The following is a 17,579-nucleotide window of genomic DNA, read 5'->3' on the forward strand; positions in this document are numbered from 1 at the left end:
GATCTCCGCCCAAGTCAACGGTTGGTAGTACATGAACAGTTACAGTCATATCAGCGGTCTCGACTCCGCAGCCACCAATTCCTGTAGCCGTTGCTCTTACCGTGAAGTCGGAAGTAACAGCAGAAACATCACCAGTGGTGCTATTTATTGAGGCTCCTCCAGAAACGATTGAATAAACAATGCCAGCGCTGTTTGAGGCCGTTGCTTGATAAGTAGAAATACCACCAACACACAATTCTGCGGCTCCTGAGGTAAACGTTGGCACACCAACATTTGGAGTAACCGAAGTTAATATTGGGGTAGAAGTTGCGCTACAAGAATTCACATCGGTAACTATAACCTTCACCGCATCACCATCGGCGAGAGATGAAGTTATATACTGATTGGTTGGCGAAGGGGCTCCCTGCGACACGTTGTTTAAAAAGAATTCATACGCATTACCGCCACCAGCAGTAAACGTTACTGGTGTAGCATCACAAATGCTGTTATCCAAATCTGATGAGGTTAAAGTAGGAGTTGGCAGTGCATTTACAACCATGTTAATATTGCTACTTTGGGCAATACAGCCAGCACTACTAATTACATTTGCATACACCTCATCACCGTTGGAAAACGTGCTACTGCTTAAGGTTCCGCTGGCACTCGGCCCCTGAACTGTTGAGCCGTTGAGAAAAAACTCATAGGTTGATCCGCCTGTAGCAGAAATTGTTGCGTTACTCCCTTGGCAAACTGGGTTATCCAGTGTTGAAATACCAGGCGTCGGACTTGGGTTCTGAGCCGTTAATGTAACGTCAATAGATTTTGAGCAACTATGTGCATCGGTAAGCAGCAATGTATAGGTTCCTGGAGATAGAGCACTTTGATTTTGAGCACCCTGAACAATTCCTGATCCATCGCTAGTGGTCCAAAAGTAACCATAAGGCCAGGTACCACCTGCTACCGAAATACCAATTGAACCATTGGTTGACTCAGGACAAGTTGGATTGGTTGGTGAGGGCGTTATTACAATCGCAGCTGGCTCATTTAAGGTGGCGCTATAAGGCCGTGTACAAAGATTATTATCTCGAACAACTATGTTATAGTTACCAGCAATAAGTCCAGAGATATTTGCACTTACATCATACGCACCTCCATTGACAGAATAATCATATCCAGGGGTACCACCAGAAGGTGTTATCGCAATTGAACCATCACTACCACCGTTACACATGGGATCAGTTACTGCGAATGAAGCAGATACTTGAGTGGGTTGGGCAAGCGTTTGGTAAACTTTTTTGTAGCAACCATTATCGTCGGTCACAATTGCCCAATAACTCCCTTTCGCAAGATTCGTGATACTTTGCGAGGTAAGGGTGTTGGACCACATGTAAACGTAAGCTCCAGTGCCACCTTGCACATTATTTATTGTAAGGGCACCATCTCTGGAACCGTAGCAAGAAATAGGTGTTGTAACATCAATAGTATATGTGATATCGTTGGGCTGAGTGATGCTAGCCGAAGTAGGAACTGTACAGCCATTTGCATCGGTAACAACAACTGAGTAGGTTCCAGCAGGCTGATTGCTCAAGTCCTGTGAGGTTGCACCACCTGGGCTCCACAGGTAATTATAAGGTGCTGTTCCACCAGCTACCGTAAGATTTACAAGGCCATCGGAACCGCCATAGCAAGTTGTGATACTACCAACTGCACTAGCAGAAAGAACACTAGCAGGTTCAGCAATGGTAAAGTTTGCTGTCTTTGTCTCTACTCCATCATCCACCGTCGCAACATAGTTGCCTGCGGCTAAACCTGTAGCATAGTGAGTTCCAGATGTTGCAGATGTATATACCTGAGGTGTTTGACCAGTTATTGTAACAGTTACATTACCGGATGTTGAATTTGCCCACGCAATTGTTGCGGTACCAGAACTTCCACCCTTGCATAGCACATCAGTTTTTGTCTGAAGCGTTGCGTAAAATACCCGCTGATCATCAACCCAGAAAGTAGTATCAGCTTGACAGGTGTGTGAATCCGTAACCGTTACCTTATAGTCGCCCCCCACATTAAGTCCAGCAATATTCTGTGTTGTTTGTCCACTGCTCCAATTATAATCCGTGTATGCAGGTGTACCTCCTGTAACATTCAAAGTAACTGATCCGGTTGTTACGTTATCAATGTGTACAACTGTTGAACCACTAAACACAATTTTCTGAGGCTGTGCTATAGTGAAATACCTATCCAATGTGCAACCATTAGTATCGGTAAGTGTAACAGAATAGGTTCCAGCTATTAACCCTGCTTGATCTTTAGTCGTTTCTGTTACAACATTACCATCAGTTGTATTCCAATAGTAACGGTATGGGGCAACTCCACCGCTGGGAGTAATACTAATTGCTCCATCAGCATCACCATAACAGTTCAAAGCTGCAGTAGCGGTTCCGGAAATGGCAAGAGCGGTGGGTTCAGTTATCGTGGCGGAGGTTGAAGCAACCTTACCATTAAAATCCGTCACCGTAACGGCATAGTTTCCAGGAGAAAGCCCAGTAGCCACAGAGTCGGTAAGCGATATGGGTGAACCGTTCAAGGTCCAAGCATAGGTGTAAGGGTAGGTTCCAAAATATGGGGTTACAGTTAACTCACCCGTAGAAGAGCCATTACAGAGAATGTTTTGCTTATGGGTAAAAGTTGCAGAAAAAGGATTAGCGTACTTGGCAACAAAACCTTGCCGCTTAGGTGAAATCAAATTATTAATTGAGGTGGACCCAAAAGTAAGGATTGGTGACTTAAAATAACCAGCAATATAAGTGTCACCACTCTGGTCAATGGCAATTCCCTGGCCGACATCTTCAAGCGTGCCAACAACTCCCTGTGCTGTAATGGGATTCCCATCCAAATCGTAAACAAAAAAACCTGCATCATTATTAGTAGTAGAGCCTGAATTTAATGACACATCGTTGAATGTTAAATTTGATGAGTAATACCCTGAAATCGTCAATAAATTCTCCCTTGATGCAACACCAAACCCACCGTCAGAACTAACTCCACCTGTTCGTGTTTTCCATATTAATCGACCCTCTTGGTTATACTTCAACAATATGATATCAAGCGATGAGCCCTTGCTAACAGAAGATGTCTTAGTGCTTGTACTATCAAATGAGACATTATTCGTTACCTGCCCAGTTAAGTAAATACCGTTATCGGATCCAAGTGTCAAACCGTTCGCTTGATCGTCCTCTGTACCTCCACCAGTTCTTCCCCAAATAAGCGAACCATCAGCATTGTTAACATGAAACAGAACAATATCACCATATCCTCTAGAACTAAATGACTGTGAACCATATGTAAGCTGTCCCCACAGAGTTCCACTAACATATAGAAGGCCATCTTGATCAACGCTGATATTTCTCAGAATATTTAAGTTAATTGAGGTACTTCCAGAAATTCCTATCGCGGTTAATTGCTTTACCCATGAAATATTTCCAGACGTATCAGCTTTAGCAATCCACTCATCTTCACCTCCGGCAGAAACATTTAACAGAAAAGAACCAATTGTTGTAGGCGAGGACTTTAACATCCCGCACATATAAATTTCATTATTACTTGAAATAGCCATGGAATGAATTCGCTCACCCAATGTGCCATACGCAATCTTTTTTGCCCACAGCACGCGGCCAGATGAATTGTATTTGGCTAAAAAAGCATCCTGAGCACCACTTGAAGTAATTGAGACATCAGCCGAGAACACCATCGTATTTCTAAATCCACCACCAACGTATACATTATTATCGGTATCAAACCCAATAGCGAAAGGATCTTCAACATCATTACTACCTGCATTTTGAATCCACTTCAAATTTCCGTTTTGATCAACCTTAATTAAATACATATCCTTTTTCCCAAAAGGAGCTTTTGACTGAGAATCAAAAGTTATTTGGTTAACATGATACCCAAGTATTACTAAATCTCCATTGGCATCCATTTTAAAATCCCTAACCTCAAGACTATCCAGCCCGGTTATTGCTTTTGCCCAAGCCCAGCCCTGAGCATTGGAAACAACAACAGAACAAAGTAAAATAAAACAAGTAACAAGTGCTTTAATTGCTTTCATGCAGGTACAATTTATTACATTGCAGTTTACGGAATGATCCGACAAAAGTAATTAACTTTGCCGTAAACAATCAAATGATTAATCAAACAGTACTCATAAATAGTAATGGTGAATACAATTATCCATATTGGATTTCCTAAAACTGGAACAACTTGGTTTCAGCAACAGTTATTCCCTAATCTTTCTGGTGTAAATTATATAAATAAGGAAGCTACAAATAAATTAATAATTAATATACCAGCACTCGAATTTAAAAAAGAAAAAATTATAGATGTTTTTGACGACCTAAAAACAAGCCGTCCATTGCTTTTAAGTTCAGAAAAGATTGTTGGAACATTCAATAGGGGTTGGATGAACGGATACTTCCCAAAACAAAACGCTCAAAAATTAAAAGATATTTTTGAGCAAGCCGAAATTATTGTATTCCTTAGACGACAGCAAGATGCAATTTCATCTGCATACCAACAATACGTCAAAAATGGTGGAAATTACAGTATTGACAGATACATACATAACACTTCTACAGGACTGTTCCATCTCGACCACCTCAAATACCACCTCATTCTTGATTATTATGCAGATTTATTTGGGATGAAGAACTTACACATCTACCTATTTGAGGAGTTTAAAAATGATCCTCAACAATTTACCCGCACATTTCTATATGATTTAAATATAACGTCCAATATTGACAAGGTGTCATTTGAACCGATAAACGAGTCGCCAGGGAGATGGGCAATAATACCACTAAAGATACTCAATGCCTTTTTTTACAAGACATATCCACATAAGTATTACATTACGCCAATTCCGTTCATAGAATTAATAACAAAGAAAATAGCAACCAGCCATCATTTTGGCAAAAAAGTTTCTACACAAAGTTTGCTCGGCGCTAATAACTTGCAGTATTTAGAGGATTATTACAAAGAATCAAACAATATCCTGCTGACAAAATACAATCTAAATGCAATAAAGAAACACAACTACTCTCTATAATTAGACCATGCTTTCACCCATTATTCATATCGGATATCCTAAAACAGGAACCACCTGGTATCAAAAACACTATTACCCACAGCTTCAGAGCTGTCGTTATTTCAGTAGAAATGAATTAATAAGACTGCTGATAGATGTAGATGTCTTCACATTTAATCCACAAAAGGTCAGAAAAGAATTTGAACAATTGGCAGAGGGAAGACGAATAGTCATTTGCGAAGAATTACTTCTTGGAGGACTTGATATCCCCTTTGGTAATGGAGAGTTTATTAAGGTAATGGCAGATAAGCTAGTGTCGGTATTTCCAGATGCTACGATTATAGTTTTCATACGCAACCAAGCAGAAATGTTAGCATCAGTATATTTTCAATACATAAGGTCTGGAGGGACCTACAGCATCGACTACTATCTCCGCCTGAAAAACAGATTCAACCCATTCTATAAAACCTATTTACTACCAAGTCTAAACAACTTTAAATATAAAAACATCGTTGACTATTACTGTACAATATATTCAAGTAGTAAAGTTCAGGTATATCTTTTCGAAGAATTTAGATCTCATCCTGCAATATTTCTTGAACATTTTAAAGAAAATATGCAAGTTCAGTATGTAGAGTATCCCCAATACAGCATTGTGGAAAATTTACGATTCAACAAGCTCTACCTTACAATTATGCGGTTTATAAATCACTTTTCATATTTAAACACAGTGAGAAAAAATTATTGGGTTAACATTCCATACTTATACTACAATATTCTTAGGTTTCTGACATGGTCGAACAAGCTCAGTATATTTAACTCATTACGAAAAACTGATTACATATTAGGCAAAAAGAGAATTAACTATATAAAAACATATTACAACGAAAATAACAAAGAACTGTCAAGGTACATTCCTCTCAAAAAACTGGCAGAATATGGTTATGTTGATGAGTCAAAATAGCCAGATGAGATACGATGGTAAATTTCGATGCTTGAATGATGATGTTTATTGACGAGATTCTTATATACGCTTGTCCTTTTTATAAAAAAACCACTTTTGAAGTAATGCAACCTAAGCAAGAGTAACGATTTGACTTTACCCCAAAAACCAGAGGAGGCAATAACATTTAGTGCTAACTGCTTGTCTAACCTCGATATCGGAAATCGGAAGCCTGCACCATGATGATACGCAATATCACCGTATATGCCATACCAAAGAGGATGTTCAAAAAGACTTCTTGACCGATGTATTGCTTTCCACGACACATTATTCTCAATTAACTGCTTCAATAGATTTCCCCCAACATCGGTGGTCACTCCATGTCTGTTTCGCCACAAATATCCGCGATTCCAATCCCCATCAATCTTTCGCCAAAACCCGACAGTCGTAATGCAAAACGAAGGATGAGGTTGAATATCACCAGCATTTTCTATGCGCTGAATGGCAGCCAATGGTGCGGAAGATAACCACTCTTCAAACCTTATGTCGGTATTGGCTATTGGAAAAGCATCACCGTCAATAAAGATTAGGGTATCTTCGTCGGAAACTGCCTCATGACATACAATATCCGCTAAAACATTTAACTTCACTGCATGGCTTTGGATTGGCTCGGTTGAAGCAAAATAGAACTTATCCCGATGCTTCGCTGCACTTCCACTCAAAAATGCGTAAATTCGAAAAGGCTTCTTGACATACCGATTTAGGTATTTCAGCTGGATGTCAATCCATTTATCTGATTCCCAATGAACGGTAGCAATATGAATCATGTAAAAGAGATATCAACGATTAAAATTCTTCTGGTGGCCTACATCAACAGATCTGGTTCAACTTTACTGCTGAACGAACTCAGCAAAGTTAAGAATTTTACCTGTCTTCCGGAATCAGAGTTGCTCGCCAAAAAACTGCTCCGAAATCCATCCAAAAAGATTAAGCGCACATCAAAAGTCGTAGTAGAACTTGACAAGGCATTACACTACAATAATAAACTAAAACTATTTAAAGGAATAGGAAGCTTTGGAGAACTAATTGTTATTGAAGAAAACTCCATTTCACAACAAGAATTGTTTCGACGCTTCATTATAAAAGCAGCAATCGCAGATAATCCCGATACGGAGATCGTCGTTTTCAAAAACACCCACATTGCATACTACATTAAGAATATTCAAGAGTGTTTTATTCAAGATGCCAACATCTATCTACTTATACTCCTTAGAGATCCTCGCGCTATATTTCTGTCTCAACTAAAAGCGGTAGGATCATGGAAAATACCAATGGCAAGCGATGCAGCAGCAGTTATTTTCGAATGGAGAAGGCTTTCCAATGTCTATAATTATTTTCAAAGAAAGAAACAATCGTGGGTTAGTAGCCTAAAATATGAAAAACTAGTTACTGATACTGTTTTCCAAACAAATAAACTCTTTGTTTGGCTTAATATAAATATAGAAATAAAGGGTAAAGACGACAATGGAACATATCAAAATAAAATTCCAAAGGAGTTACAACACCTACATCAAAACATAAAACTTGAGATACAAACAAAATCGTGCAACCTATGGCAATTTGAACTTGATAATGAGTACCAGCAAAGAATCGCATATATGCTAAGGAAACCAATGATTCGGCTCGACTACAACACCCATTTAGAGAAAAGAACTCTCCATTGGTGGCAGACAGGAGCAGTTACCGTTTCAATAAAAATTGCAATATTGTACCTAAAGATGAAATTATTCGGTCCGGAGATACCTCAATCTAATGGCAAATAACATTCTAATAATTACCTCACAAACCTATCCTTCGGCAGCAGGAGACGGTAGAAGTGCCTTCTTTCTTGCACAAGAACTTTACAAACAGGGAGGGAAATGTGACATTCTTACCCTTGAAACAGAAGAAGAGCAGATAATAAACCATGATTATAATTTACTTAATCCTTCAATTATCAAAATAGCTTACCACGACAAAACGCTTGCAGGAAAAATAGCCACCCGTATCCATTTGTTTTTCTTTCTTATTATACACATAAAACGATATAACACTTGGTTAATTTATGGCAAAACATTAGGGAATAGAATTGCCCTAATTCTTGGAAAAACAACAAGAAAAAAAACAATTTTCCGTCCTACGCTTTGGGAATACGATGACCTTCGGACGTTAACAAAAGATTCACTTTTTAACAAATACACTTACCGTCTCTCCACTGGCTTTTGGTCTCTTAACCCATCAATTACAGAAACAATTCTGAAGATTGGAATAGAGAGAAATAGAATTTTTGAATCGCCACAGGGGGTTAGAGCAATATTTTCGCCCCCTCAACTGGGTGAAAAGGAAAAACTGCGCAAGAAACTAAACATCCCCAACGACAAAACAATAATAACAATGGTAGGCCATGTTATAAAAAGAAAAGGTTTCCCTGCTATATTCAACTTATTCGAAGGAATAGACAACTTCTATCTTATTGTTGTTGGAACAAACAATCCATCTCCTAGCGAGAGACTCTTTTCTTACTATGAAGAGATGCAGGCAATTACCAATATTGGTCAGCGATTAATAGGCTCAAACATCCAATTCACCGGCAAGGTTGAAGACGTTTCAGAATATTTGAAGGCCTCTGATATTTTCTTGCATGCTTCAACCAGAGAAGGGTTCCCTCCAAATTCCCTCAATGAAGCAATGTCCGTAGGATTGCCTTGCCTAGTAAAAAAGATTGTGGGAATACCACAGCGAGATTACTCAAATGTAATAATGGTATACAATAACGAGAAGGACTTTAAAGCCAATATAAACTTACTAATACGAAACAACCAACAAAGGAATGAGCTGAGTTTAAACGCTGCTGATTTTTCAAGAAGACACCTTGACCTTAAAATCATCGCCAACAACCTTGTTGCATTTATCAACAGCATCTAGCCGAAAGCAACAAAACCAATTATATCGTGCAATCAACAAATAGTGTCCGAATTAGACTAAAACAAGTCCTATTAATTTGCGAAACTCTTGCTAATCCATTTAATGCTGTGGCCGTACGTAATTTTTCCTCACTGATTAGCAGGTAAAGTTTTTCAGCAATTTCTTTTACTGACGGAGGATTAGATAAGAAAAGAAGATCTTTCCCATCTTCAAAATAGCACCCAATATTTTCCTTCCCAGTGCAAATTACCGGTACTCCAGCAAGCATAGCCTCCAAAATAACCAATGGGAAATACTCACTATTGGAGGGTAACACAAAGACATCGGCGCTGTAATAAAGTGAACTTCGCTGGTCGCTTTCTACTCCGCCAATGTAGCTCACCCGTCCTTCCAACTTCAGCAACTTGGTTAAAGCAAAAATTTTCTGTGGAATGGAGGGGTCGGGGGAATACCCAGCAATGGTTAGTTTCAAATCTGGAAACTTATTAGCAACCAAAGCAAAAGCTTCTATCAACTTAAAAAAACCCTTATGAGGATAGAGGTTTGATAAGAAAAGAATATTGATTGCCTTCTCTCTGATTGGTCTTTGAATGGGCTCAAAGTCAACTGTATTGGGAAATGAAAACAAATTTTCCGGATTCAGTCCCAACGGAATCAACTCTCGCTCAACAAGCTGTGGCGATAGATGAACAACCTTACACCCTCTAAAAAGATTTTTATAAACAAACCTGTTTAACCTAGTTGGTTTTACGCGATGAAGGCCTGGTCGGTGCAAATGAACTACTGGAACTGCACCAAAAATTCGAATAAGAAAAAGATACAGACCATCCCTAAAAAGAATTGGTCCAAAAGGAACCATCGAGAAGTAAACAATTCTTGGCCGATAAGTAATGAGTTCAAACAGTAGTTGAAAGAAAATTCCAAATGCCTTAAAGACCTTGATTATAGAGAAATGTTGCAGCTGCGAAAGTTTGGTAGAAAAATATAGCGGAATAACTCGCTTTTCAAACCCTTCGTTTACAACCTCGCTGTCGAATACCATCCTGTTCATTTCACTTGCCCCATGAACAGGTGGTGGAAGTTGAACAAGGTAAAGAATACGAGGCTTAACCATTTGCTAAAGCCTGATTGATTTCATTTTAAATCCGCGCTCTTTTAGGCCTTCCAGCACTCGCGGTAATGCATAGCGCAAATTCTTCTCTGCCTTTTTTGAATCATGAAACACAATGATGGAGCCAGGTCGAACCACCTTAAGAACATTCTTCACACAACCCTTACCCGAAAGTGTCCAGCTGTAGTCCCGACTCAGCACATCCCAAAGAATGAACTTGTATCGTTCCTTAAGAACATGAACCTGAGAGGTTTTAATTCGTCCATAGGGCGGGCGAAACAGGTTGGTTGAAATGAGCGATTCTGCCAAATCAATGTCATGTACATACTCAGCCGAATCGGTTCCCCACCCCTTTATATGACTGTAACTGTGATTCCCAACTGCATGTCCTCTTGCAAGAAGTTGCTCAAATACCTCCGGATGCATCTCCACATTTTTTCCTAGGCAAAAGAAGGTGGCTTTTGCATCGTACTTGTCCAACTCATCCAGAACCCAAGGGGTAATTTCCGGAATTGGACCATCGTCAAAAGTGAGAAATACCGAGTCGGTCTCCCCTGGGAAACTCCATATAAACTCAGGAAATATTCGCTTAATCCATCCCGGTGGTCGAAAATACGCCATGGCTTCGATTGATTTCTACTTCAACATTTTTATTTGTCTGCAATCTTCTCTTTGGTATTCCTCTGCAAAGAAACTGCTTTTTTTAAAACCATGGAAGCATCCTGCAAATCAAACTTCACGTACGGCTGCATGGCTGGAATAATGGTGTGGTAATATTCAATTTCATGCTTTTTTCTTGCAATTAAACTATCAATAATTTGGTTTCCACAAACCAAATTGCCAGCATTATGGTAGCTCGAAGCAAACGATAGGGCTACATCGTTCCACTCAAGACACCTATCGCCAAAGTAGCTGCGGCAACTGTCGAGCACAGTATTGGCCGTATCAAACTTTCTTTTGGCAATCAGCGTATCGGCCAATTGGCCGTACACGTCAAAGTAGTAATGGATAAAGTGTCGACATGTTTCGTCCATATACCCTGTTGCACCACCTCTAAAGCTACTATTCACAATTAAGTTATGGTAAGACTTTTCTATATCTGTTTTCCCAAAGAGGTTTTCATCTGTAGGATTCAATCGCAAAACGAGACCCTCATTGACGGCAATGCTAGTTAAGTTAAGAGTGGAAGCGGAAGGTACAGATGCAGCAAAGTAAATTGGCCGCCGGTGTCCGTTAGCCGCGATAATGTCGAGCAAAGCCAAATCCCAACTCCGCAGATAGCTGCGGGAAATAGATACCTCCTTTGTGCTATTTCTTGTTCCATGCACACTATCGTAAAGAGGGAGATAAAATGATTTTGCTCTAAGAACGAGTGGTACGGAATTATTACTAGTATCTGTATTTCGAGAGAGGTCAAATCCATCACGAACAAGGCTATCGAGCGGTATAGGAGTTGAAAATCCAGAAACTATGGGGAAAAGTTGAGACAGGCTGTGCTGGTAAAAATCGTTACTACCATTAAGCTGAATGCTGGCGGATGAATTTACAGCGAGCTGGAGTTGACCCAGCTCCCACCCTGTCCTTAAGTAGTTTAAGTTTACAACTCGCACGTCAGTTCTGTACCCTTCAGCCTCTTGTAGATACCAGAGCGGAAAGGTGTCGTTGTCACCATAAGTAAAAAGAATGGCATTAGGAGCACAAGCCGACAGGTAGTCGTGTGCAAGCTGCCTTGCAAAAAAACGATGTGCCCTGCTATGGTCGTTAAAATTCTGAGCCAGCATCCATCCTGGAACCGCCATAAGAATTATAGCCAAAACAGCAATTGCCATGCCTTTTGACTTGCAAAGTCTACTAACTACTGAAGCAATATAGCCGGTTCCCACACCAATCCAAATGGCCCATGCATAAAAGGAACCAACATAGGCATAATCTCTCTCTCGTGCTTGATAGGGAGTCTGATTTAAAAACAAAGCAATGGCGATTCCTGTGAGTAAAAACAGCAATAGAATGGGCCAGAAGTGTCTGCTCCCAGCAACAGATTGAACTACTAGACCCAAAACACCAAGTAAAAGTGGAAGCATAAAATAGACATTACGTCCCTTGTTGTTCACAAGGTTTGAAGGCATCATTTTTGAATCACCCTCTCTAATAGCATCAATAGCATGAATACCAGTAATCCATCCTCCTTGTAAAATACCTCCATATCCCTGAATATCGTTCTGCCTTCCCACAAAATTCCATAAAAAATACCGAACGTACATATACCCAAGTTGGTAGTTCACCAAGAACTTTAAGTTGTAGAAAAAACTTGGTGGTATTGACTTTCCAGCAGAATCCACCAACTCATTAGATGGGATTGATGCCCAACTTTGGTAAGCCGCTTGATGGTCTCCCGTTGTGCTATACATTCTAGGAAAAACTGTGTAGAAGTGAGGATTGTAAATCACCCTTCCTGAAGAATAACCAACACTATACTTACCCTTGCTAAAGATGTAATGTTTACTGCCGATTACAACTTTTTCAACTGGAGCGTTGAAGGTGGTGCCATAAAAAAGTGGCGAGTCGCCGTATTGGTCCCTATCAACATAGTTCCAAAGTGCAATAATATTGTTTGGATTACCCGTATTTAAGGGAACATTCGCAGAGGCTCTTATAGGCACGATGGCATACACCGAAAGACCAATAATGTAAAGCAAGGTGGATGTCAGAAAGGCCTCATATGTTGAATTTTTAGAACGTTTAGCCCTATAAATAGCAAATACCAATCCACAAAAAATAAGGGCATAACAAAAAAATACACCGCTCCACTTAAATAAGCCAAATGTGTTCACAAAAAGCAGCTCTGTAAGCCATCCAAATTTAAATAATAGGTAAGGGATTAAGGTAAAGGCAAGCAAAAACAGACCTCCTCCTACCAATGCACCCTTTACCACATTTTTAAAGTTTAGCTTATAGTTGACCAGCCAAGCAATTAAAACAACCGAAGGGATAACAAGTAGATTAAGCTGGTGAACACCAGCACTCAGTCCAAGCAATAGCGCAATCAGGTAAATCAATCGCCCACGGCTACTGGCCGATCGACTCTCAGAAAGGAGCAAAGCCAAATAAAAGGTAAGTGCAGTAAAGAATATTGAAAGGGCATAGACCTCCCCCTCAACTGCAGAAAACCAAAAGGAGTCGGTAACGGCAAAGCAAAATGCACCAACAATGCTTGCGCCATGAATAACGATTAGTGATGAATCTTTACGAGGCCTTATTACCTTTTTTTGCAGTATCTTAACAAGGGTTAGATAGAGCAGCATTACTGTCAGCGCAGAGGCAACTGCTGAAAGAATATTAACTGCAATAGCTGCATGGTTTCCCCCAAACAAGATTACGAAAAGGCGTCCGAGCAAGGCGTGCAATGGAGCTCCAGGTGGATGGCTCACCTCCAACTTTGCTGCACAACCAATAAACTCGCCACAGTCCCAAAAACTCACACTTGGCTCTAACGTGATAAGATATAGTGCCAATGAAGTGCTAAATACGAAGGTTGAAATTGCTGTCTGCCAACGATTACGAAACATGCTGCCAATGGTTGGGAAAAATTTCAATAACGTGTAAAGGTAAAACAATTGGTTGTATATTGGCCGCAAATTGAAGCCCACATGAACCTTCGTTGTTATCGCTTGCTGGCAATATGCATTGCACTACTTATTGCTTTTATTAACCCTATATCAATTAGTGCACAAGAATCTAATCTTGTCAACTCATCCGATTCAGGAAAAATTTTCTTTGAAATTCGATCTCTCGGTTTTTTTCAGAATTATGAATACTTCAACCAAATAAAGGAGGGTGAAACGTTGCCCGGTATTTGGCTGCAGCCTACGATTAGCTATCGACCGTTTGACGGATTGAATTTCAGAGCAGGCATACACATGCTGAACTACTCTGGCAGGGACACCTTGGCAAAAGTTCAGCCCCTATTTTCCATAGAAACGGCTCTTTACCCCGGTGCTAAAGTAATTCTCGGAAGTTTTTACTTTCAGGACCACCACCGATTAGAAATTCCTCTTTATCGAGACAACTTCTACTTTAAAAAACCAGTGGAGAACGGCGTTCAGGTTAGGATAGATAGGAAAAAGTTTTGGGCTGATATTTGGATTTCGTGGGAATCGTTTATTCTTCCACGCGATCCTTTCCAAGAGCGATTATTTGCGGGGCAGTCCATTCAAACCAAACTGTTTTCGTCCAACAATTTCCAAATCACACTACCTTTTCAGCAAACCTTTGCCCACAGAGGCGGTCAGGATATTACTATTGACACCACCTTAATGACCCTTTACAACGTTGCATCCGGCCTAACATTTAATTACAAAAATGCTGGTTTAACGGCAATGCTCATGGGCTACAAAGATCTTTCGCATCAAAAGCAGCAGGCATACAAACAGGGTAGCGCCTTGTGGTTGAAGTTTTTCTATAATGCCAAAGTCTTTCAGTTTACGGGCGGTTACTGGAAGGCGCATCAGTTTATGTCACCAAAGGGGGAAGAGCTGCTGATGTCGGCACTTACAGAAACCAACTCCATAAAATATCCAAATGTTGAAGTTTTTTTTGGTAGCATGAACATAACCAAAGAGTTAAAAAACGTGGGGTCGTTGGTGTTTTCATCCGGCTGTTTTAAAAACACCCGCTTAAGTAACCTCGATTACTACTATGGCCTCAGCATTCACATCAATCAGGAGTTTTTTCTGGGAAGAGTGAGAGCCTCTGAGTTGGTTACTAAATAGCGCCAAGGAACAGATCTCCAGTATTCTCCTGCGTAATCGACCCCAATTCTTGGCCCAACCTCAAAGGTTACCTTTTCGCCTTTTTCAAACCAAAGTCGTGAGGAGGCGGTTATATCCTCACCATAAAAATCACCCTTTATGTTTAGCATTTTTGTGAGCCGACCTGGACCACTGCAGTCGTGCAATCCACGAATAAGGACGGCTTGCGGATTATCCTTTTCACCAGTAACAATATTTAAAAGCCAATGCATTCCATAAACCAAGTAAACATAAACTAAACCGCCCTCCTCAAACATAACAGAGGTTCTTGGTGTTTTGCCCTTGCTGGCATGGCAAGCCAGATCCTCAACGCCCCTATAGAGTTCAAGTTCCGTAACGATGTGACGGCTCTCCGCTCCATCACCCCATTTGCGAACAAGAATAGAGCCAATTAAGTCGGGGCCAACAGCCAGAACATCCCGTCTGAAAAAATCACTGTTTAATCTTGTCATCGTCAGGTACCGCAGGGAGATGAGTATTAATGGCAAGAATAAGCATGGAGTAGAAAAAGGCCACGAACGACACACCGATATGAACCTCCAAAGTGTCTTCGTCGAGCATAGATACTATGGCAATAAGGATAAATGCATTGGCCAACAAATCATTCCATGCTTTATTTTTAATGAATGGGTATAACAGGGCAAAAATAAAGAGTAACCCACCCCAAATCCCATCACTCACAAACATGGTGAGAAATTGGTTATGTGCCCTCAGCCTGAACTGAGGCTTTAGCTCAGGCTTATAGGTGCGATAGTAATCGGCATAGGCCTCCTTAATATCACCAGTACCAACGCCAGTTAACCAATGCTTAGAAAATATTGTTGAAGCCGCTTTCCAAAAAACAAACCGCTGGGCAATGCTATAACCGCCAACATTGGCACCCTTACGGTATGAATCTAGCTCCCAGACCGTTCGATATATTTTCCACCTTATGCTAAAAGGGTTCATCTCCAAAACATTAGCAACGCCGTTATTAATAGCATTTATCTCCTTTTTGCTAAGCGACCACACACCAATGGAATCCTTTCTTAACCCCTTCGACGTAAGAAAACGCTTTAAAACAAGGTTAACCGGATATCCTGTTGAAATAATGCTGTCGTAGCCAACGTTGCTCCTTCTCGACCATTCGTTTTTCAGTTCCGGTTCGCAAATTAGCACATCAACATAATGACCATTCTCTACGGCTGTCGATTCAAGGTTGTTGGTATAGGAGCGCCCATTGGCCGTTCGGTATGACTGAAGGTTATCGGGTAACTTTTCTACCGTATAGTAAAAAGCAATGGTGCTGGTTATGTACGATGCCATAATAAACAGAACAGCAGCAGAAAGGGTTATGGCACCAAATCGGTATACTGTATCGCTAATGCTCCTCACCTGCCAAACCACAAACCATGCTGTAAGTAGGGCAAGTACAACCACCCCGGTTAGCGATTGCAATATGAAGATAAAGGCAAAAAGCCAGAGAATCAACATCACTCCGCCAATCTTAGCCAGTCGAGACAGTTGCGACATGTAACTCCTGAGCAGATACACCGAAGAGCACAACGCCATATTTACAAGTAACGAAAACCGAATATGTGAGATAAATAATGAAATATCCCGACTAGAGTGTATTACTTTGGGTATTACCTGAAACACCACCAGCATGCTTATGAACGAGCCAGCAAGCACACCACCAATTAATCCAAGAAGCACAATTGTCTTTTCATGGCGGGTAAATGGATTAGTGGTGCTAAACACTAAAGGCAAAACGAGCAGCGGCAGCTTTATACGAAGGTCATGAAACGCCCAGCTAAAACTGGAGGTGAACACAAGTCCCGCAACACTCAGAAAATAAATTACCAGGAACCATTGTAGCGAACGGTTTTGCTTTATAGCCTGAACCTTCCGTCTAAATTCGCCTTCCACAATCCAGTTGACTACCAAAGCAATAATTCCAACGCTGAGGGTAAACTCACTAACTGGAAGTGAAAAAGCTAAAACGGTTGAGAAAAAAACAAGAAAAAATCGATGAATATATTTTGGGAACATACACTTCAATTTTGAGGTTATAGGATGTTTCAAAACTAAACAATAGTAACGATTGCACAAGCAGTGTTAGTGTAATGTCCTATGAAATAAATTGTTGATATGTTGGTTTTATTGCCAAATTAATTGTATTTTTGCATCCCGCAAATTGTGCGGAATTGGATCATTAATGTATCAGGTATTAACTAAAAACAACAGAGTAAAGTGGACACTTTAAGCTACAAGACAGTGTCGGTAAACAGCGCCACGGCTAAGAAAGAGTGGGTTGTTATAGATGCCACCGACGAGGTTCTTGGTCGTCTTGCTTCCAAAGTTGCGAAACTCCTCCGAGGCAAGTACAAACCAAGTTTCACTCCGCATACCGATTGTGGAGACAATGTAATTATCATCAACGCCGAAAAAGTGAGGCTTACCGGAAAGAAGCTCACCGATAAGGTGTACGTTCGACACACTGGCTATCCAGGTGGTCAGCGCTTTACCACCCCAAAGGAATTGCTTAGCAAAAAACCCAATGCAGTTTTGGAAATAGCTGTAAGGGGAATGCTTCCAAAGACTAGGCTTGGTAGAGAGCTCTTTAGAAATCTATTTGTGTATGCTGGAGGCGAGCACCCTCACCAAGCTCAGCAACCAAAGGAAATCAAAATTAACAATCTTAAATAATGA

The 17,579-nt window shown here is 40.5% G+C and carries 13 protein-coding genes; 6 read left to right on the forward strand and 7 right to left on the reverse strand.

Translation table 11 applies throughout. The features are described from left to right. The coding region (locus VMW01_14365) for a hypothetical protein (GenBank protein ID HUW07428.1) at positions 1–4,087 on the reverse strand (4,087 nt) is incomplete at its 3' end. A 105-nt stretch (positions 4,088–4,192) separates the two neighbouring features. On the opposite strand from VMW01_14365, the gene VMW01_14370 reads away from it, so the two are divergent. Both VMW01_14370 and VMW01_14375 read left to right on the forward strand, forming a co-directional pair. Beyond that, on the forward strand, positions 4,193–5,083 hold the full coding sequence (locus VMW01_14370; protein HUW07429.1) for a hypothetical protein: 891 nt from the start codon (positions 4,193–4,195) through the stop codon (positions 5,081–5,083). A 7-nt stretch (positions 5,084–5,090) separates the two neighbouring features. Next, entirely contained in the window at positions 5,091–6,026 is a 936-nt protein-coding gene (locus VMW01_14375) for a hypothetical protein (protein ID HUW07430.1), read from the forward strand. Here the strand turns inward: VMW01_14375 and VMW01_14380 are convergent. Continuing rightward, positions 6,005–6,832 (reverse strand): hypothetical protein, encoded by an 828-nt coding sequence (locus VMW01_14380; GenBank protein ID HUW07431.1) that lies wholly within the window; start codon positions 6,830–6,832, stop codon positions 6,005–6,007. The two genes, VMW01_14375 and VMW01_14380, sit on opposite strands and share 22 nt — an antisense overlap. On the opposite strand from VMW01_14380, the gene VMW01_14385 reads away from it, so the two are divergent. Further along, positions 6,824–7,828: a sulfotransferase gene (locus tag VMW01_14385; protein HUW07432.1), complete on the forward strand. Its 1,005-nt coding sequence runs from the start codon at positions 6,824–6,826 to the stop codon at positions 7,826–7,828. The genes VMW01_14380 and VMW01_14385 overlap by 9 nt on opposite strands. Beyond that, the gene (locus tag VMW01_14390; protein HUW07433.1) at positions 7,818–8,969 is read left to right on the forward strand and encodes a glycosyltransferase family 4 protein; all 1,152 of its coding nucleotides are present in this window, start codon (positions 7,818–7,820) and stop codon (positions 8,967–8,969) included. The genes VMW01_14385 and VMW01_14390 overlap by 11 nt, the downstream gene beginning before the upstream one ends. Positions 8,970–8,988: 19 nt before the next feature. On the opposite strand, the gene VMW01_14395 is transcribed toward VMW01_14390, so the two are convergent. From VMW01_14395 to VMW01_14405, 3 genes are read right to left on the reverse strand one after another with little or no spacing between them, the layout of a single operon-like run. Continuing rightward, positions 8,989–10,083, reverse strand: coding sequence for a glycosyltransferase family 4 protein (locus tag VMW01_14395; protein HUW07434.1), 1,095 nt, complete (start codon positions 10,081–10,083; stop codon positions 8,989–8,991). A gap of 3 nt (positions 10,084–10,086) precedes the next feature. Then, entirely contained in the window at positions 10,087–10,701 is a 615-nt protein-coding gene (locus VMW01_14400; protein HUW07435.1) for a polysaccharide deacetylase family protein, read from the reverse strand. A 29-nt stretch (positions 10,702–10,730) separates the two neighbouring features. Next, a complete protein-coding gene (locus VMW01_14405; GenBank protein ID HUW07436.1) occupies positions 10,731–13,646 on the reverse strand; it encodes a DUF2723 domain-containing protein in 2,916 nt (971 codons plus the stop codon). An 81-nt stretch (positions 13,647–13,727) separates the two neighbouring features. Here VMW01_14405 and VMW01_14410 point away from each other — a divergent pair, with 81 nt between their 5' ends. After that, a complete protein-coding gene (locus VMW01_14410) occupies positions 13,728–14,849 on the forward strand; it encodes a hypothetical protein (GenBank protein HUW07437.1) in 1,122 nt (373 codons plus the stop codon). Here VMW01_14410 and VMW01_14415 read toward each other — a convergent pair. Then, positions 14,798–15,340, reverse strand: coding sequence for a DNA-3-methyladenine glycosylase (locus VMW01_14415; protein HUW07438.1), 543 nt, complete (start codon positions 15,338–15,340; stop codon positions 14,798–14,800). The two genes, VMW01_14410 and VMW01_14415, sit on opposite strands and share 52 nt — an antisense overlap. Next, on the reverse strand, positions 15,321–16,919 hold the full coding sequence (locus tag VMW01_14420) for an O-antigen ligase family protein (GenBank protein HUW07439.1): 1,599 nt from the start codon (positions 16,917–16,919) through the stop codon (positions 15,321–15,323). Before VMW01_14420 ends, VMW01_14415 begins: the two co-directional genes overlap by 20 nt. Positions 16,920–17,120: 201 nt before the next feature. Between VMW01_14420 and rplM the strand changes: the two genes are divergently transcribed. Further along, positions 17,121–17,576: a 50S ribosomal protein L13 gene (gene rplM / locus VMW01_14425; protein ID HUW07440.1), complete on the forward strand. Its 456-nt coding sequence runs from the start codon at positions 17,121–17,123 to the stop codon at positions 17,574–17,576. Positions 17,577–17,579: the final 3 nt, after the last annotated feature.

The sequence above is a fragment of the Williamwhitmania sp. genome, assembly GCA_035529935.1.
Lineage (GTDB): Bacteria > Bacteroidota > Bacteroidia > Bacteroidales > Williamwhitmaniaceae > Williamwhitmania.